The following is an 18,985-nucleotide window of genomic DNA, read 5'->3' on the forward strand; positions in this document are numbered from 1 at the left end:
TAAAGCGCTCCCTTATCTGCTTTCTTATCAATATAAGGTGGTCAGTTGGTTTGATGAGCTAGTCGATAATGTGGGCGGTGTCATAAAATAAAGCAATCAAAAAAACAGGTAATAATCATGAACAATCAAAAGATGAAACATTTAGTTTCAAGTTGTAGTTTAGTCGTCCTATTATCGCTACTAACAGGTTGTGATAACACCGATTATAAAGCACTAAAACAAGCAGCATGATTTTCTATATAACTATTTACTTTTATCACTATTGCAAAATTCAATCTAATAAGGAATAGCCATGTCATTTAATGCCATTGTCCTTGAAAAAGAAGCTACAACAGCCTTTGCTTGTTCACTAAAAACCGTCAGCAAACAACAACTTTTAGCTCAACAGGGCGACACGTTAATTCAAGTCGCTTATTCAAGCATCAACTATAAAGATGCGCTAGCTTTAACCAACAAAAGCCCAGTAGTTAGGCAATGGCCAATGGTGCCGGGGATTGATGGTGTTGGCAAGTGTGGTTGAATGCGCAAGCGGTCGTTACCAAAAAGGCGAACAAGTAATTTTAAACGGTTGGGGATGTGGTGAAACACATTGGGGATGCTTGGCACAATATGCCTATTTGCAATCGGATTGGCTGATTCCACTACCTAACAATTTAACGCCTTATCAAGCCATGGTCATCGGCACAGCAGGTTATACAGCTGCATTATGTGTTGAGCGAATTATCGATTTTGGCATAAAACCACACCATGGTATGGTGCTTGTGACAGGGGCCAGTGGCGGAGTTGGCTCAATTGCCGTTGCATTACTTACTAAACTTGGTTATCAAGTCACTGCATCGACCAGTAAAATCGATGAAGCACATTATCTACAAAAACTCGGTGCAGTTAATGTTATTGATAGTCAAATTTTAAAAGAAGCTGGTAAACCTTTACAAAAAGAACAGTGGTCAGCGGTTGTTGATGCGGTGGGTTCGCACACTTTAGCCAATGCTTGTGCCCAAACTCAATATGGCGGTATTGTCGCTTGTTGTGGGCTTGCTCAAGGCATGAACTTTTCCGCAACCGTCGCGCCATTTATTTTACGTGGTGTAACTTTAGCAGGCGTAGATAGTGTTATGGCAAGTTATGATAAACGTATGTCAGCATGGCAGTTATTATCCCAACATCTTGATACCGAAACTTTAGCAGATATTGGTCAAACAGTTACTTTAAATGAATGCATTGAAGTCGCAAACAACATGATTGCAGGGCAAATAAAAGGCCGTTTTGTGGTTGATGTAAACAAATGAATATAGGTTTGATTAAACAGTGTATTTTGATAATTGCTGTTAATCAACCACGAAACGGTATAGAGTCCTGAATATTTTTTACAAAAATTTAGCTTACAGCCCTAATTTAGTGTGCCGATAACGTTATAAATATCAAAAAAAGTAACTCATCTTACTAATATTAATTTATTCCTCCAAAATATACTTCTATTTTTCCTGATCAATACGGAAAAAGTTGGTTAGTAATTCTATTTTTTTCCTTTTATACTAAATTTGAATTTTCAATAAACACAGGTACTTGATTATGAATAATAAAGGTTTACCAAAAGATTTTTTATGGGGAGGCGCCGTTGCTGCTCATCAATTAGAAGGTGCTTGGCAAGTTGGTGGAAAAGGAATAAGTGTCGCTGATGTGATGACTGTTGGTTCACCAAAAAGTTATCGTAAAATTACTGAAGGTGTTATTGACGGTGAATATTACCCTAATCATGAAGCTATTGATTTTTATCATCATTATAAAGATGATATTAAGTTATTTGCTGAAATGGGTTTTAAATGTTTTCGTACCTCAATTGCTTGGACTCGTATCTTTCCAAAAGGTGATGAACTTGCACCAAATGAAGAAGGGTTAAAATTTTATGATGATCTTTTTGATGAATGCTTAAAATACAATATTGAGCCAGTTGTTACTCTTTCTCATTTTGAATTACCTTATTACCTTGTTACTGAGTATGGTGGATTCCGTAATCGTAAATTAATTGATTTTTTTGTCCGTTTTGCCGAGGTCTGTTTTGATCGTTATAAAAATAAAGTCAAATATTGGATGACTTTCAACGAAATCAATAATCAGGCTAACTTTAATGAAGATTTTGCGCCGTTTACTAATTCAGGAATTTACTATAAAGCTGGTGATAATCGCGAAGAGATTATGTATCAAGCTGCACATTATGAATTAGTTGCTAGTGCTAAAGCGGTACAAATTGGTCATGCTATTAATCCTGATTTTGAAATAGGTTGTATGTTGGCGATGATCCCTATCTATCCAGAGACTTGTAAACCAGGTGATATTCTAATGGCACAAAAGGCGATGGAGCGTAAATATTTTTTTGCTGATGTTCATGTCCATGGAGAGTATCCAAACCATATTAAAAATTATTGGCAACGTAAAGATTTTAAACTTGATATCACCAATCAAGATCTTGAGATCTTGAAAAATGGAACAGTTGATTACATTGGCTTTAGCTATTACATGTCTAATGCAATTAGGAAAAAAGAAGATAATGAAAGCTATGAATATAACGAAAAAACCGATCTGATCGGCAATCAATATGTTAAAAAATCAGATTGGGGTTGGCAAATTGATCCGGAGGGGCTTCGTTATACACTTAATTGGTTAACTGATATGTATCGTTTACCACTTTTCATAGTTGAAAATGGTTTTGGCGCCTACGATAAGCTCGAAGCTGATGGTAGCGTGCATGATGCTTATCGTATTGATTATCTGCGTGAACATATTAAACAAATGAAACTTGCTGTTGAAGAAGATGGTGTTGATTTGATGGGATACACTCCTTGGGGATGTATTGATCTTGTTTCAGCAGGCACAGGCGAAATGGAAAAACGTTATGGGTTTATTTATGTCGATAAAGACAACAAAGGCAACGGTACACTAAAACGTAGTCGCAAATCCTCGTTCACATGGTTTAAAAAAGTCATTGAGTCTAATGGTGAAGTCTTATAAAGCACATAACTATTTTTAGGAGAATTTATGAAAAAAGCATTAATCATTTGTGCGGCAGGTATGTCATCATCATTAATGGCAAAAAAAGTGACAGAATATTTTGCTAGCAAAGATAAGGCTATTTCGGTCGATGCGGTATCAGCAACTGAAGGGGCAAATATGATTAAAAATAGTGATTTTTCACTTTTTTTAATTAGTCCTCAAACAATGATGATGTTTGATAAATTAAAAAATTTAGGCGATGAACTGGGGAAACCTATCGTGAGTATCCCTTTTCAAGCTTATATTCCTATTCAATCAGGCATTGAACAGCTAGCTAAGCTAATTGAGGATAATATCAAGTAATTAATATTGGTATTTATTTTAGGAAAATAATTTGGCGTTGTGTAACTATTTTGTTCCAGCGCAACGCCTTATTTTCTTGCTAGAAGAGCACACTTATCTAATCGATAAGAGTAACCGCAATATTGCCATAACATAGTTTTAGTTGTAAAGGTATGGATGATAGTGATTAAAAATAAACAGCGTGACCTTATTAGTTTATTGGTTCATTCTAAAGATCTATTCAAAAGCAGTGCATTGCTAGCAAATGAGTTAGCATTATCAGATCGTACTGTTCGCACTTATCTTAATGATTTGAAATCTATCATTGAAAGCCATGGTGGATCGATTATTAGCAAACAAGGGTATGGTTATAAATTACAAATTAAAGATAGAACCGCTTTCAACTTATTTTTAATTGAGCATCATTTATTAAATCGCAATGTAGAACAAGCAAATTGTCGAGAAGCCTGTCAAAGAAAACATCACATTCTTAGCCTGTTATTATTAGAAAGTCAAAAAATTGATATAGAAGCATTATCTGAGCAATTATTTATTAGTTCATCCCAATTAAATAAAGATATTTTAGAAATTAAACATCAGCTTAAACCATATGGACTTTCTATCAAAAAAAGTCGATCTCTGTTTTATGTTGAAGGCGAGGAAAAAGCAAAACGACATTTTATTTTGAGTTACTTCTTCCATGAGGCATCGATTAACTTTTTACAACATCTAACTTATTTAAACAAATTTAATGATGTCATTAGTTTTGATACGTTAACTATTATTATTTTAGATGAGTGCCGTGAAGCAAAAATAAAACTATCTGATGTGATGATGCAAAATATTGTGTTACATCTATCATTAAGTATTAAACGCTTACAATCAGGGCTTACTATTCAAAATCTTGATATGCCACCATCGACTAAAAACACATTGGAATATCAAGTCGCTAAAAAAATCATCAATAGAGTAGAAAAAGTGATTGGTTTTTGTTTTCCTAAACAAGAACAGATGTATTTAACTTTACATTTGATGAGTAAATCAAACTTTGTCCAGAATGATTTTGATTCCGAGTTGTATTTATCTTTGACTAATTTATTATTTAGAATACAGCAAGAAACTGGATATTTTTTTTTAAACGATGAGCAATTGAAAAACGGAATTATTCAGCACCTAAAACCGATGATTGTCCGTTTAGAACAGCATATAAAATTGAAAAATCCATTGCTTGATGAAATTAAAGCGAATTCTCCAGAATTGTTTGAGTTAGTTAAAAATTACCTTAACCAACTTCCTGAACTTAAAAAATTTACCATTCATGATGACGAATGGGGTTATTTAACTTTGCACTTTTTAGCTTCGATAGAAAAGTTAAAAAATGAGCAAAAAGCTAAAGTATTAATTATTTGTGCAACTGGGCTTGGCAGTGCTCAACTACTAAAAAATCGCGTTGAATGCGAGTTTAATGAAAGAATCAAAATCGTTGCAACGCAAGGATACTATGAAATTGACCTTGCACTATTAGACAAGATTGATTTTATTATCTCGTCAGTGGATCTATCGTCAAAGGTGTTTAAAGTCCCTGTTTTTCAGGTTTCGGTCTTTTTTACTGAAAATGATATACAAAAAATACGCCGCCACCTTTCGGCTCCTAATGTATTTATTTCGGCACAGAAAAGGCCTATTTCAGCAACAACACCACTGAGTACTTTAGATAATTTTATCGATGCTAGTCAAATAATAGATGATTTATCAGCTGATTATTTTTACTGGTGTAAACACTCTCAAAGCAAAGAACAAGTATTAGATTGTTTACTAGACCTTTTAGCGATAAATGAAACTCGTGATTATAAGCAACAAATTCTCAAGCAAATAGAAAACCGCATACTATTAGGTGATATTTTCTTTAGCCCAACTATCGTAGTGCCACATCCGGCAATGCCTGTGGGAAAACTGTCTAAAATTGGTATTGCAATTATTCCTGATGGAATGTTTTGGGATCACAATTACCCAAAAATTCACTTTATCTTTATGATTTCACCATCTATTTATCAAAATTCGACTTTATCGATAATGACAAAAGCCATTATCAAATTGATTGACGATTTAGAAATGCAATCAAAACTATTGAAAGTACAAAACTTTGACCAATTTAAGCGACTTTTTATCCAACTTATTGAAAAAGAGGTATAGCAATGAATCAGGAAATGAGCTCAGAAGATATTCAACTGATTGCTTTTAATATTATTTTATATAGCGGTAATGCTAAAACTAAAATTCACGATGCTTTTAAGTCAATGAGGGGGGCCGATTTTAGTGCTGCAAATCAGCTTCTTGAAGAAGCAAATGAACAAATCTTACAAGCACACCATTCACAAACCGAGTTACTGCAAAATTATGCTAATGGCACCAAAATCACCATGGAAATTATTATGGTACATGCACAAGATCATTTAATGACAACCATGACTTTTCGAGAAATGGCCATTGAAATGTTACACCTGTATGAAAAACATCATGAGCTAGAAGCAAAATTAAAAAGCTAGATAAGGAGTAGCATAATGACAAAAAAGCTAGCAATGTATAAAAAAATCAGCCTAACTAACCTTAAGTTTAATCGATTTTTAGTGATTCGCTATACTACCGCATTTTTTTTATTTTTGAATCTTTATTGGGCAACCTTTTTAATGGGTTCATTGTCAATAGTCGCTATTTTACCGCTTGCTCTTTTTGTTTTGGGCATACTTACCACATGGGAACAAATTAAGCTTTATCGAAATCACTGCAATAAATTGCCTTATGCACGGTTATTTTATTGTGCCTTAGCGATAGCTTTTGTGACACTAATGATGACGCTCTATACCCCTTTGTATCACTTTTTCTTTCCATTTTTAAAACAGACACCAGATGCTTTACATGTATTAATGGTATTACTGACGGTGAGTTTAATTATTACGCTTTTAATGCTTAGGAAGTTAACTAATATACAACATAATCGAGATCAGCATTTTAAAAGAATCCAAGCTTACGAAGAATTTATTAATTAAATGAGGATATCAAAATGAATACGGGATTTGTTATTTTACAAAAATATCTGATGACGCCTATGGCGAAAATATCGCAATTTAAAATTGTTCGAGCCGTAATGGCAGCCGGCATGGCATCTGTACCTTTTTCTATTGTTGGCTCCATGTTTTTGGTATTTAACACCTTACCAATGACATTTACCGGATTAGAAGGCTTTTTTGAAAATACTTTTTTTAGAGTGAGTGATCTTTATATGATTGCTAATACGGCAACAATTGGTATTTTAGCCCTTTATTTTAACTTTGTTGTTGGTTATGAACTAACTAAAATTGAAGCAGAAGAAACAGGCCTTAAAGTGAATGCGCTTAATGGAGCAATGTTATCCGTTTTTGCTTTTTTCATGACCTTGCCTGAACTGATTATGCAAAATGGCGTGATAACCTTACTCAATGATCAAAGTAATTTAGTCTTTAATGGTCTACGTTTAAAACCCTTTGTCTTTAGGTTGGGGACATCCGGTATATTTATTGCAATAGTTATGGCTATTGTGGCGACTCATCTTTATTTTTTATGCGTCAGGCGTAACTGGGTTGTGAAAATGCCAGAAACAGTTCCACTTGGTGTTTCACGTTCCTTTACTGCACTGATCCCAACTTTTGTGATTGCTTTTTTTGTGATCGTTCTTAATGGTATTTTGATCTATTTTGGTACTGATATTTTCAATATTATAGCTGTACCGTTTGCCTTTGTAACCAATCTTACCAAAAGTTGGTTGGGTATTATGGTTATCCTGTTTTTAATTCATGCACTATGGGTTGTTGGGATCCACGGTGCCAGTATTATTGGAGCATTTATTACCCCTATTATGTTAACTAATATGACTGAAAATGCGGCAGGCGCTCATATTCCTTTTGCTGGTGAATTTAATAATTCACTTGTGATTTTAGGGGGATCTGGTTCTACTTTATTAATGACATTTTTTATTGCATTTTTTGCTAAATCTAGCCAACTAAAAATCTTAGGGCGAGCTTCAGCCGTGCCTGCAATATTTAATATTAACGAGCCTGTCATTTTTGGTATGCCGATTGTATACAATCCTTATTTAGCGCTGCCTTTTTTCTTAGCACCTATGGCTTGCGGAACATTAGGTTATTTGGCGATTAATACCGGTTTTATTCATCCAATCATCGCATTAATTCCATGGCCATCGCCAATGGGATTAGGCGCATTTATTAGTACAGGAGGAGATTATAAGGCCGCTATTGTTGCAATAATTTCAGCTATTTTAGCTTTGTTAATTTATCTTCCTTTTGTCAAATTATATGACAATAAACTGTATAAAGAAGAACAAGGTAACTCAGAAGGTCAAATACAAACAGCTTAGTTATAAAAATTATTCGCTTTGTTTGCAGTAATTTGAAAAACGACCGCAATAAATAAATACACATAAAAAATAAAACTAACGCCATATCACCAACAAAAGATATGGCGTTTGACATCCTCCCCGTTCTTTAAAGTGAGGAGGATGTCAAACCGCTTACACAGTTAAAAGATCGTTAAACTGATTATCTATCAAAATTATTCTTGCGGCATCAATAAAAACGATTATTTATTGAAAAAAGCATGGTGATTTAAAGTAATAGTTTGTAGACTATGCTTCATTATCCGTTTTAGGTTGTATACACAGTATATAAATCAGATATGAATCTTTTAAAATCTTTAGCGACTGTAAGTTCAATGACGATGGTTTCACGCGTGTTAGGGTTTGTGCGTGATGCCATTATTGCACGCTTTTTTGGTGCAGGTATGGCAACTGATGCGTTTTTTGTTGCTTTTAAACTTCCTAACTTACTACGGCGTATTTTTGCCGAGGGTGCGTTTTCGCAAGCATTTGTGCCAATTTTAGCCGAATATAAAAATCAACAAGGCATCGAAGCAACTCGCACATTTGTTGCCTATATTGCAGGTTTATTAACCTTAGTATTAGCGATTGTCACCTTAATTGGTGTTGTTACTGCCCCTTTTGTTATCATGCTCACCGCACCAGGGTTTATGCAAGAATCAACCGAAAAGTTTGAACTGGCAACCACCTTGCTGCGCATAACCTTTCCTTACATCTTTTTTATATCGCTAGCTTCATTGGTTGGTGCAATATTAAATACTTGGAATCGGTTTTCTGTGCCGGCATTTGTGCCAACCTTGCTGAATATCAGCATGATTGTCTTCACACTTTTTTTTACGCCTTACTTTAACCTACCTGTATTAGCGCTAGCGGTATCGGTTGGTGTTGGTGGCATTTTACAATTACTCTATCAACTACCTTATTTAAAAAAGATTGGCATGTTAGTACTGCCTCGTATAAGTTTAAAAGATAGCGGTGTTTGGCGGGTATTAAAACAGATGGGGCCTGCAATTTTAGGGGTATCAGTAGGGCAAATATCTTTAATTATTAACACAATTTTTGCCTCGTTTCTTGTTTCAGGATCAGTTTCTTGGATGTATTATGCCGATCGATTAATGGAGTTTCCTGCCGGTGTGCTTGGTGTGGCACTGGGCACGATTTTATTGCCATCGTTAGCCAAAAGTTTTTCAAAAGGCGATCACAAGCAATATTCAGAATTATTAGATTGGGGATTGCGCCTGTGCTTTTTATTGGCCTTACCAAGCACGATTGCATTGGGGGTAATTTCGCGACCATTGATATCAACACTATTTGAATATGGACAATTTACATTAAATGACACCTTAATGACACAGCAGGCATTAGTTGCTTACTCTATAGGGCTACTTGGATTGATATTGATTAAAGTTTTAGCGCCAGCCTTTTATTCACGTCAGGACATAAAAACGCCCGTCAAAATTGCCATTATTACGCTAATTTTAACACAGCTAATGAATCTTGCTTTTATTGGCCCATTACAACACGCAGGTCTATCATTATCCATTGGCTTAGCCGCTTGCTTTAATGCTGGACTATTGTATTGGCAGTTGCGCAAAAAGCAACTTTATCAACCGCAGCCCGGTTGGTATGGCTTTTTAATCAAAATCATCATAGCGGTAATTTTAATGTCTGCGGCATTATGGTTTGGTTCACAATTATTACCCGACTGGTCAACAGGTTCTATGTTGGTTCGTATTGGGCGATTATTTTTATTGGTGATGGTTGGGATTGTTATCTATTTTGCGGCATTGATTGCCATGGGATTTAAGATAAAACACTTTATTAAACGGATTGATTAATAATAAAAACGAATAAATATCAATTAGAATAAAAATCGTTAATTATTAAAACTATTCACGGCTTCTTAAATTGTGAAAAAATAAGAACGTGCTGATATTACACTAAAAATATTTGTGGATGTTGAATTGATAAATTTCAGGAATTATTTTGTATTTTTACAGTAATTTGAGCAATTACTGTAAAAAATATTCAGGATTCTATGCCGTTTAAATATTAAAAATATAAAAATGGTGTTATATATTTTTAATTGAGATGAAGCAAATAATCAGCAAATATTTAACGATTGAAAAGATAGGCAACAAATGCTTAAGCGATTGATATTGTATAATACGATTAAAACTATAAAGCGATTTTTTCAAAATCGCTTTATAGTTTAGAATAGTTTAGAAGATTACTTTAATAATAAAATGTAAACATCTCTTTGTTTATCTACACATTAGGAGTGTTTTAGAACGGGATATCGTCATCAAAATCCATAGGTGGCTCTGGTGTCGCTGCAGGTTGTGCTGGTGCATTTTGTGTTGTAGGACGAGATTGAGCCATTGGCGCTGATGAAGTGTTATTGGCACTTTGCCCCCAATTTTGCGAACTATCTCCCATGCTATCCCCACCATTACGAGATCCTAAAATTTGTAAAGTACCGCCAATTGGGTTGATCACAACTTCTGTTGTGTAACGATCTTGCCCTGACTGATCTTGCCATTTTCGAGTTTGTAATTGTCCTTCAAGATAAACTTGTGAACCTTTTTTTAAGTATTCGCCGGCAATTTCAGCTAATTTACCAAATATAACAACGCGATGCCATTCAGTTCGTTCACGGTTTTCATTTGTTTGTTTATCCTTCCATATTTCTGATGTTGCAATACTAATATTGGCAACGGCGTTACCATTAGGCATGTAACGAACTTCGGGATCTTGACCTAAGTTACCAACTAAAATGACTTTATTTATTCCTCGACTGGCCATGATTGACTCCTAAAAATTACACTAAGTATTTAAGCTGCGTATTGTAACATGAGACTGCAGTAATATCAGCGAATTTAATTCAATTATGGAATTTTGATCTCTTTTTATAAAAATAAAGAAAGGTTAGTTTTAACATAGGAATTTGTTGCTATAACGAGTATAATGCCGAACATTTGTTTATGTAATGTTCTAAAAAATTCCCTCAATAGGAGGCTTTATGATTAATGCGTTTGAATTAAAAAACAAACAATTGGTAAAAATTAATGAAGGCGATATAAATAATGCGACTTGGGTTGATTTAATTGAACCAGAAGAAGCTGATCGTGACTTTGTTTTAACACATTTAGGACAAAACTTAGCAACCAGTATTGAGTTAGATGATATCGAAGCATCAGCGCGTTTTTTTGAAGATAATGAAGGTCTACATGTCCATTCTTTCTTTTTTTACGCAGATGCAGAAGATCGTGCCGGCAATTCAACGGTCGCTTTCACTGTACATAATGGCCGTTTATTTACATTGCGCGAACGCGATTTACCGGCATTTCGTTTATATCGAATGCGTTCACGTTATCAAACTATGGGTGATGGCAACCCTTATGAAGTACTGCTTGATTTATTTGAAGTTAAAGTTGAACAGTTAGCTGATCAAATTGAGAATATTTATAGCGAACTTGAAGAGTTGAGCTTAATTATTATGGATCGCTCAGCGCAAGAACATTATGATGAAGCCATCACCTCATTAGCTGAACTTGAAGATACCGCGTGGAAAGTTCGCCTTTGTTTAATGGATAGCCAGCGTGCGGTCAATTATTTAGTTCGCCGTGCTAAAATGCCTGTAGATCAGCTAGAACAAGCCCGTGAAGTGATTCGAGATATTGAATCGCTTGTGCCGCATAATGAATCATTATTTCAAAAAGTGAACTTTTTAATGCAAGCAGCAACCAGTTTTATTAATATTGAACAAAGTCGAATTATTAAAATTTTCTCGGTGGTTTCGGTTGTGTTTTTACCACCAACAGTGGTGGCATCGGCTTATGGTATGAACTTTGAATTTATGCCTGAATTAAAATGGGAATATGGTTACCCATTTTCATTACTATTGATGTTACTAGCAGGTGTTGCGCCTTATATTTATTTTAAACTTAAAAAGTGGCTATAGATCTATTTACTTTATCCTATTGTTTTTATCCGCTAATACTTTAAGGCTTAGCGGAGATCATTTTTGTCGTTGCCATTTGGGATAATTGAGTAAGTTTTATGTCACTATTTAATGATATTAGCAATTATACTTTTTTCTATTGATAGTTAATGCTTGTTATTTGAATAAAAAATTAATTTATCATAAAGGAAATAACATGAATCAATATGCACTAGTCACCGATATTGGTGGAACCAATGCCAGATTTGCACTTTATAACTTAGCAACCAATGAATTATCTTCAATTACTAAAGTACTTATTGCAAAAGATGATGTGTTATTAACATTAATTAAAAATTATTTAGCAGCCCAATCGGTAATTGTTAAAATGGCATGTATTGCTATTGCCTGCCCGATTGATGATAGTGATGTGATAAAAATGACAAATAACAATTTGTCATTTTCACGTTCAGAGCTTGTTAAAGCGTTAAATTTGACTAAGCTTGAAGTAATTAATGATTTTACAGCGGTATCAATGTCAATTGCTAAACTACCAAAACAAGATCTTGTAAAAATTGGTGGTGATGAACCTGATTTAAATTATCCCATTGCGATTTATGGTGCAGGAACAGGGCTTGGTGTGTCACATCTAATTAAAGTTAATGAACATTGGGTTACGTTACCAGGAGAGGGTGGGCATACCGAACTACCAATGACAAGTGATGATGAAGATCGTATTTTAGCTGAATTACGCAAAAAATTTGGGCGTGTCTCTACAGAACGGTTTTTATCGGGTAATGGAATTGTTAATATTTATCAAGCCTTACAGCGTATCAACAATCAAGCAGTAGAAGAAATTACTCCTGATATTATTGTCAAAAAAGCGTTATCAAAAAGCTGTCCACTTTGCTTACAAACGTTAACTTACTTTTGTACGTTTATGGGGCGTTTTGGTGGTAATTTAGCATTAACGCTTAATACGCAAGGGGGTGTTTATATTGCAGGTGGGATTGTACCGCGTTTTATTGAATTTTTTAAAACATCACCATTTAGGCAAGCTTTTGAACATAAAGGCCGTATGTCATACTTAGTCAAAAAAGTTCCTGTTTATGTGATAACACATGAAGATCCTGGTTTGTTTGGCGCTGGTGTTTATTTACAAAATTGTCTTATATAATAATATTGATGAGTAAAGGTTTTATTTTATGATGTGGTGTTATATTTATCGAAGTACTAAAAAAGAAAATTGTTATTTATATATGGAAAATGAAAATGATTTTTCAGCTATTCCTGAAAAAATAATGTCTATTTTTGGTTCGCCGATATTTGTGATGAAAGTACTTCTTGATGGTAAACGACGTTTTGTTGTAGGTACTTCGGATGAAATTGAAAAAAAAATCAAAACAGATGGATTTTTTTTACAAATGTTAAAAGAAGATGATTTTAAAGTATGATTGAGCCATTTTGGGAACATAAAAAATTAGAGCAGATGAGTGACGAGGAGTGGGAACAACTTTGCGATGGTTGCGGTCAGTGTTGCTTAAATAAATTGATGGATGAAGATACTGACGAAATATTATATACCAATGTCGCTTGCAATTTGCTTGATTCTAATACTTGTCAATGTAAACACTATTATAACCGTTTCGATTACGAACCAGATTGTATCAAGCTGACTCGTGATAATCTTCTTACTATTGAATGGTTGCCATTAACTTGTACTTATCGTTATTTTTCTGAAACGGGGCAGTTACCTGATTGGCATCCGCTTATTACGGGCAATAAGAAGCAAATGCATCAGCTAAAAATATCGGTTAAAAATCGTATTGTTTATGAAAAAGATGTCATTTGTTGGGAAGATCATATTCTCTAAAAATAGCTATAGCGTTCTGATGTTGTTGACTAGCCTGAATATCGCTTAATGTAACCAAGCATATTGATGTGTGAGTTTGCTTAAAAATTAAATAAAATCAATGTCTTTTCTGGCGTTTTTTATTCGTAATAAAATCACTTTTTAGTGGGCGATTTTCAAACTTAACAAGGTTTGTTGTTATTTGTCTATTGTGATTAGATCAAAAAAGCCCGCTAAAAAGCGAGCTTTTTGTTAACAATCTAAGGGTACTATTGCTTCGTGTTATTTGAATTTAAAGTACTAGCCATAAATATCCTACAATATCAATAGCAAACATATTTAAAAACATCAAAATAAATACAAAAATCATAAATGAAATATCGATCATACCAATAGGCGGTACAATGCGTCGAATTGGTGCTATAAATGGTTCTGTTAGCTGGGCAAGCAACTCATCGGCATTCGACTGTCCTTGGCTTATCCAACTTAAAATTGCTCTAAATAGTAATAACCAAAATAATAGATGTCCAAAAGCGTGAGCGATGGCTGCAACGGCATATAAAAGATATTCAACAGGCCAGCTTAAATTATTGATGATTCCATAATAGCCAATAAAGGTAATTTTTATAAAAGCAAAAAAGTATAAAACAACCCATGTTGCAGTATCTATCTGTTTAATAGAGGGAATAACTTTGCGCAGCGGTGCAATAATTGGTTGGGTTATTCGGACAATAAATTGGGTAAATGGATTATAGAAATTGACCCGTACACGTTGCATCCATAAACGCAAAATTAAAACATATAAGCATACCGTTAAAATGGTTTTTCCTAAAAAATAAAGCGATGCCATTTAAGACTCCTTAAAATAAACTATTTGGGCAATATATCACAAATACTGCCTTGCTCCAAAAATTGCCGTACCGATGCGAACCATTGTGCTACCTGCAATAATGGCTGCTTGCATGTCGTTACTCATGCCCATAGATAATGTGTCCATAAATGAGTAATCGGCTTGTAAAGAACGTAGCAGCTCCTGCATTTTGGTAAAAACATGTAATTGTTTGTCAAAATCATTTTCAATTTCAGGAATGGCCATTAAACCGCGTAATTTTAAATTGGGTAGTGTAATTATTTGCTTAGTCAAATCAGCAACTTGCTCAGGTAAAATTCCTGATTTACTTGCTTCATGGCTAATATTGACCTGAATTAATACATTTAATTTAGCCATTGATGTAGGGCGTTGGTCATTTAAACGTTGTGCAATTTTGAAGCGATCAATGGTATGCATCCAATCAAAGTGTTCTGCAACTAATTTGCTTTTGTTCGATTGTAATGGCCCAATAAAATGCCACGTTAATGGAGTGTTGGGCTGTGTTTGTTTAAAGTGGAGGATCTTTTCAACACCTTCTTGAACATAGTTTTCACCAAAAGAAAGTTGGCCTGCATCTATCGCTTGTTTGATTAAGGTCACAGGTTTTGTTTTACTGACCGCAATAAGTTCAATTGTATTGGGATCTCTTTCGCATTTTTCGGTTATTTTTTGAATGGTGCTTTTTATAGTAAGTAAATTGTCACGTACTGTATTCATGTTAATTCCCAATTAATAAACTAATAGGTCAAATGTAATGTTAAATTCAATGTTGTCGCTTAGTGTAACGCAAAAAGCATCCGATTTGCACCTTTCAAGTGGTGAAGTTGCACGAATTCGCATTAATGGACAATTACAGTGTTTATCTAACGAAAAGCTATCACATTTAGAGTTAGAAACTGAGCTATTAACGTTACTCAATCAATCACAAAAAACGCAATTACAGCAAGATAAACAAATTGATTTAGCTTACCAATCCCCTAAAATAGGTCGTTTTAGAGTCAATATTTTTTATCAACAGCGTGGTATTTCGGCGGTATTTCGAATCATTAAAAACCATATTCCCGATCTAGCTCAAATCGGTGCGCCTGAGGTTTTCAAAAAGTTAATAATGCACGAAAGTGGTATTATTTTAGTGACAGGCGCCACTGGCAGTGGTAAATCAACGACGCTTGCATCATTAATTGAGCATATTAATTTGACTCAATCCAAACACATTATTACTTTAGAAGATCCTATTGAATTTATTTATCACAATCAACGGTCGTTAATTCAACAAAGGGAACTTACAAATTTTGAACATGCGCTTGATAGTCTTTTAAGGCAAGATCCTGACATAATTTTGCTTGGAGAATTACGCAATAAAAAAGCGATTCAAACGGCATTGACAATAGCAGAAACAGGGCACCTAGTTTTTGCTACGCTACATACGTGTTCTGCTGTTCAAAGTATTAATCGTATTATTAATGTATTTGATGAAAGTTCGCGTAATTTTATTCGCACGCAATTATCAAATAATTTAAGAGCAATTATCAGTCAACAGTTAGTGCTTACGGAGAATGGTCGTAAAGCGTTATTTGAAATCCTTATCAATACATCAGCTGTCAGCAATTTGATTAATGAAGGTAAAATTAAGCAAATTTTTTCCCTTATGCAGACAGGGCAGCAATATGGTATGCAAGTGATGCCAGAAAGTTAACATCATTTATTCTTTTTATAGAACTTGATGTTGAATTTTTTTAATACAAAATTTTGAGATTTATATTTAAAATCATTTATAATCATCTAAATAGTCTTTTGCAAAAGAGGGTAATAAATGGAACAACGAATTGGTTTTATTGGTTTAGGCAATATGGGCAATGCGATATTACAAGGTATTTTAGCAAGCAATATTGTATCAGGAACACAGATGTATGTTTATGACCCTCATCCAGATAAAGGTCAAATGCTTAATCAAAATTATGCTATTAATAATCTTGATTCTGCAAGAGAGGTTGCTCGTGCGTCGGATATTGTTTTTGTTGCCGTTAAACCCAATGTAATTGTTGATGTACTTAGTGATATTCAAAAAGAATTAAAAAAGAACACTATCGTTATTTCAATTGCTGCAGGTGTTACTATCAAAGCAATTGCAAAATGTGTTGGTTATGAGCAAAAAATTGTTCGTGTTATGCCAAATACCCCCGCGCTTGTTAATGCTGCTATGTGTTCAATTACACCAAATACTGAAGTTACCAATGAAGAATTGTCTATTGTACAAAAATTATTAAATTGCATTGGTGAAACAGAAATCGTGCCTGAGTATTTAATTGATGCCGTGATTGGTGCTAGTGGCTCTTCTCCTGCTTTTGTTTTTATGTTTATTGAGGCACTTGCTGATGGTGCAGTAAAAGGTGGATTATCACGAAAACAAGCTTATAAATTTGCTGCACAAGCTGTTTTGGGATCGGCAAAACTATTATTAGAAACAGGCAAGCACCCTGGTGAATTAAAAGATATGGTTTGTTCGCCAGCAGGTACAACGATTGAAGGCGTTCACGCACTTGAAGAAAAGGGATTTAGAGCTGCAATTATTGATGCAGTTGAAGCTACGATAAAAAAATCAAAACAAATGGCTGAAGGGTAATATATGCTTATAACGTTATCCCATTGAATAAACAAACTATAATTTTTTTATACTTGTTTTTTAAATAAATCTTTCAAAAGACTGCTTGCATTAGTAATTTTTTTATGCGTAAATACGGGCAAGCATATGACATGCGGATTTATTTTATAACATTTAGGTATATGTAGTTTGTAGTTTACTTTGTCTTAAAGATTAGTTTTCTTCAGTATCCTCTTCTTAGTGTTAATAAGTAATCTAGGTTTTATGTTTTGAATATAGCCCTTAGTGGTTAAGATTAATTTATTTATAGGAAGATGATTATGTCTAAGAAAACTGGTCAAGTTAAATGGTTCAACGAAAGTAAAGGCTTTGGTTTTATTTCTCCTGCGGATGGCAGCAAAGATATATTTGTACACTTTTCTGCAATTTCTGGCGATGGTTTCAAAACTTTAGGTGAAGGTCAACACGTCGAATTTTCTGTCCAAGACAGCCCTCGTGGTCCTGCAGCGATAAATGTTGCTATTATCTAAGCTTTATTCTTTTTTTTCTTTATCGCCTTATCAGTAAATATTTACTGATAAGGTCGAGAGTTGTATAGATTTTCTGACTAAAATTTTTTATTATTGTGTACTTGTGGTTTTATAGTGTTCAATTTTTATTTTTAATAAATTATTGTTATACGTAAAATGTGAGGAAATATAATGAAAAAATTAATATTATCTATCGTGCTTTTAGGACTTTCTTCAGTTGCTATGGCTGATTTATCTCAAAGTTGCAAAACTTATTTTAATAAAATTGATAATTTAATTAAGCTTGTTCCCCAAAATGAAGCAAGTGAGCAGCAAATTGATAGTTTGAAGCAACAACTAGAATTACAAAAAAAGCAATTTTCCCTGATGTCAATTGAAATGCAAGAATCTTCATGTAAAAAGGGAATTGAGCTATATACACAAATAGAGCGTTTAGTATTTAAAAAATAATACAAATAAATAAATGAATGAACATGTTAAGTGATCATTATTAATTTTGTATATAGACTTCCCGTCTAAAATTCTTTATTATACCTTGGCTATTTCTAGCATTAATTATCATTTTTAATGATATTTCTAATAAATTTATGATATAAGGAAAGAAAATGAAAAAGTTATTATTATCTGTTGCGTTATTAGGTTTTTCTACTATTTCTATGGCGGCAGATTTATCTGAATCATGTAAAACCTATTTTGATAAAGTTGATAGTTTAGTTAAAGCTATTCCTGAAGACTCTCTAACTAAACAACAATCAGATATGATGAAACAAAACTTAGAAACAGGTAAACAACAAGTTTCGTCAATGCCTGCAGATGCTCAAGAAGAAGCTTGTAAACAAGGTATCGAGTTACTTAAACAAGTTGAAGCAAGTTTACCTAAAAAATAAGATTTTTAGAGCATAATTTATCGTTGATTATGACGAAACTCCCAAGGGGCTATTGGATGTTTATCTTTCCATAGCCCTTTTTTGTTTTGTTTAGCTATTGTTTCTAACTTTACCATTAACTTATTATTAGCTACTCCTTTATAACGATATGCCCAAGCGTAACCATTTTCAACCATTTTTTCATTGATATTCATTTTATTTAAAAAAATAGTACCTAAACTTCGTTCATAGATATCTTTTTTACTTTCTTTAACAAAAACGTTTTTAGCAGCAATGAGTGAAGCCAAATATTTCCGTGATGCATTACCATAAGCTTGTTTACTTTCAGGAGCATCGATATCAAGTAAACGAACACGGATTTTTTGTTTATTGGTGGTTAGAACGTCGACTGTATCACCGTCAATGACTTTGACAACTTTACCGCTAAAATCAGAATAAGCAAAAGTGGTTGATAAACAAAATAAAATAATACAAGCAAATAAACGTGTTAAGTAATTCATTGTAATAAAAGAAGTATACAGAATTTGTAGCATTATAC

At 33.8% G+C, this 18,985-nt stretch carries 20 protein-coding genes and 1 pseudogene; 17 read left to right on the forward strand and 4 right to left on the reverse strand.

Annotated features, from left to right (window positions below; genetic code table 11):
- Positions 1 to 292 precede the first annotated feature (292 nt).
- The 8 genes and pseudogenes from GQ590_RS09415 (at position 293) to murJ (ending at position 9,600) form a co-directional block, all read left to right on the forward strand.
- Positions 293 to 1,289: pseudogene (locus GQ590_RS09415) on the forward strand (MDR family oxidoreductase).
- Positions 1,290 to 1,572: 283 nt separating this feature from the next.
- On the forward strand, positions 1,573 to 3,009 hold the full coding sequence (locus tag GQ590_RS09420) for a 6-phospho-beta-glucosidase (protein WP_160408618.1): 1,437 nt from the start codon (positions 1,573 to 1,575) through the stop codon (positions 3,007 to 3,009).
- A gap of 27 nt (positions 3,010 to 3,036) precedes the next feature.
- Entirely contained in the window at positions 3,037 to 3,354 is a 318-nt protein-coding gene (locus tag GQ590_RS09425; protein WP_160408616.1) for a PTS cellobiose transporter subunit IIB, read from the forward strand.
- Positions 3,355 to 3,510: 156 nt separating this feature from the next.
- A complete protein-coding gene (locus GQ590_RS09430; RefSeq protein ID WP_202112958.1) occupies positions 3,511 to 5,526 on the forward strand; it encodes a BglG family transcription antiterminator in 2,016 nt (671 codons plus the stop codon).
- Between the two features lie 14 nt (positions 5,527 to 5,540).
- The gene (locus GQ590_RS09435; protein WP_160408626.1) at positions 5,541 to 5,879 is read left to right on the forward strand and encodes a PTS cellobiose transporter subunit IIA; all 339 of its coding nucleotides are present in this window, start codon (positions 5,541 to 5,543) and stop codon (positions 5,877 to 5,879) included.
- Between the two features lie 15 nt (positions 5,880 to 5,894).
- Positions 5,895 to 6,380: a hypothetical protein gene (locus GQ590_RS09440; protein ID WP_160408614.1), complete on the forward strand. Its 486-nt coding sequence runs from the start codon at positions 5,895 to 5,897 to the stop codon at positions 6,378 to 6,380.
- Between the two features lie 14 nt (positions 6,381 to 6,394).
- Entirely contained in the window at positions 6,395 to 7,744 is a 1,350-nt protein-coding gene (gene celB, locus GQ590_RS09445) for a PTS cellobiose transporter subunit IIC (RefSeq protein WP_160408611.1), read from the forward strand.
- A 317-nt stretch (positions 7,745 to 8,061) separates the two neighbouring features.
- Positions 8,062 to 9,600 carry a murein biosynthesis integral membrane protein MurJ gene (gene murJ, locus GQ590_RS09450; RefSeq protein ID WP_160408609.1) on the forward strand — a complete coding sequence of 513 codons (1,539 nt, stop codon included), beginning with the start codon at positions 8,062 to 8,064 and terminating at the stop codon, positions 9,598 to 9,600.
- Positions 9,601 to 10,048: 448 nt separating this feature from the next.
- On the opposite strand, the gene GQ590_RS09455 is transcribed toward murJ, so the two are convergent.
- Complete coding sequence (locus tag GQ590_RS09455; RefSeq protein WP_160408607.1) at positions 10,049 to 10,567, reverse strand: single-stranded DNA-binding protein; 519 nt, start codon at positions 10,565 to 10,567, stop codon at positions 10,049 to 10,051.
- Between the two features lie 217 nt (positions 10,568 to 10,784).
- Here GQ590_RS09455 and corA point away from each other — a divergent pair, with 217 nt between their 5' ends.
- The 4 genes from corA (at position 10,785) to GQ590_RS09475 (ending at position 13,578) form a co-directional block, all read left to right on the forward strand.
- On the forward strand, positions 10,785 to 11,726 hold the full coding sequence (gene corA, locus GQ590_RS09460; RefSeq protein WP_160408605.1) for a magnesium/cobalt transporter CorA: 942 nt from the start codon (positions 10,785 to 10,787) through the stop codon (positions 11,724 to 11,726).
- A gap of 196 nt (positions 11,727 to 11,922) precedes the next feature.
- The gene (locus tag GQ590_RS09465) at positions 11,923 to 12,882 is read left to right on the forward strand and encodes a glucokinase (protein ID WP_160408602.1); all 960 of its coding nucleotides are present in this window, start codon (positions 11,923 to 11,925) and stop codon (positions 12,880 to 12,882) included.
- Positions 12,883 to 12,910: 28 nt separating this feature from the next.
- Positions 12,911 to 13,159, forward strand: coding sequence for a YcgL domain-containing protein (locus tag GQ590_RS09470; RefSeq protein ID WP_160408601.1), 249 nt, complete (start codon positions 12,911 to 12,913; stop codon positions 13,157 to 13,159).
- A complete protein-coding gene (locus GQ590_RS09475; RefSeq protein WP_160408599.1) occupies positions 13,156 to 13,578 on the forward strand; it encodes a YcgN family cysteine cluster protein in 423 nt (140 codons plus the stop codon). The genes GQ590_RS09470 and GQ590_RS09475 overlap by 4 nt, the downstream gene beginning before the upstream one ends.
- 271 nt (positions 13,579 to 13,849) lie before the next feature.
- On the opposite strand, the gene GQ590_RS09480 is transcribed toward GQ590_RS09475, so the two are convergent.
- Both GQ590_RS09480 and GQ590_RS09485 read right to left on the reverse strand, forming a co-directional pair.
- Positions 13,850 to 14,407, reverse strand: a complete 558-nt coding sequence (locus GQ590_RS09480) for a YggT family protein (protein WP_160408597.1) — start codon at positions 14,405 to 14,407, stop codon at positions 13,850 to 13,852.
- 36 nt (positions 14,408 to 14,443) lie between these two features.
- Positions 14,444 to 15,145, reverse strand: a complete 702-nt coding sequence (locus GQ590_RS09485; protein ID WP_160408596.1) for a YggS family pyridoxal phosphate-dependent enzyme — start codon at positions 15,143 to 15,145, stop codon at positions 14,444 to 14,446.
- Positions 15,146 to 15,182: 37 nt separating this feature from the next.
- On the opposite strand from GQ590_RS09485, the gene GQ590_RS09490 reads away from it, so the two are divergent.
- The 5 genes from GQ590_RS09490 to GQ590_RS09510 all read left to right on the forward strand — a co-directional run bounded on the left by GQ590_RS09490 (position 15,183) and on the right by GQ590_RS09510 (position 18,447).
- On the forward strand, positions 15,183 to 16,124 hold the full coding sequence (locus GQ590_RS09490) for a type IV pilus twitching motility protein PilT (protein ID WP_160408593.1): 942 nt from the start codon (positions 15,183 to 15,185) through the stop codon (positions 16,122 to 16,124).
- A 117-nt stretch (positions 16,125 to 16,241) separates the two neighbouring features.
- On the forward strand, positions 16,242 to 17,051 hold the full coding sequence (gene proC / locus GQ590_RS09495; RefSeq protein ID WP_160408591.1) for a pyrroline-5-carboxylate reductase: 810 nt from the start codon (positions 16,242 to 16,244) through the stop codon (positions 17,049 to 17,051).
- Positions 17,052 to 17,350: 299 nt separating this feature from the next.
- Entirely contained in the window at positions 17,351 to 17,560 is a 210-nt protein-coding gene (locus GQ590_RS09500) for a cold shock domain-containing protein (RefSeq protein WP_160408589.1), read from the forward strand.
- A gap of 171 nt (positions 17,561 to 17,731) precedes the next feature.
- Positions 17,732 to 18,010, forward strand: a complete 279-nt coding sequence (locus GQ590_RS09505) for a DUF5339 domain-containing protein (protein ID WP_160408586.1) — start codon at positions 17,732 to 17,734, stop codon at positions 18,008 to 18,010.
- Positions 18,011 to 18,165: 155 nt separating this feature from the next.
- Positions 18,166 to 18,447 (forward strand): DUF5339 domain-containing protein, encoded by a 282-nt coding sequence (locus GQ590_RS09510; protein ID WP_160408584.1) that lies wholly within the window; start codon positions 18,166 to 18,168, stop codon positions 18,445 to 18,447.
- A 17-nt stretch (positions 18,448 to 18,464) separates the two neighbouring features.
- Here GQ590_RS09510 and GQ590_RS09515 read toward each other — a convergent pair whose 3' ends face one another.
- On the reverse strand, positions 18,465 to 18,947 hold the full coding sequence (locus GQ590_RS09515) for a thermonuclease family protein (protein ID WP_160408624.1): 483 nt from the start codon (positions 18,945 to 18,947) through the stop codon (positions 18,465 to 18,467).
- Between the last annotated feature and the right edge of the window lie 38 nt (positions 18,948 to 18,985).

Origin of the sequence: Gilliamella sp. Lep-s35 (genome assembly GCF_009795845.1) — a bacterium.
Taxonomy (GTDB): Bacteria; Pseudomonadota; Gammaproteobacteria; order Enterobacterales; family Orbaceae; genus Gilliamella.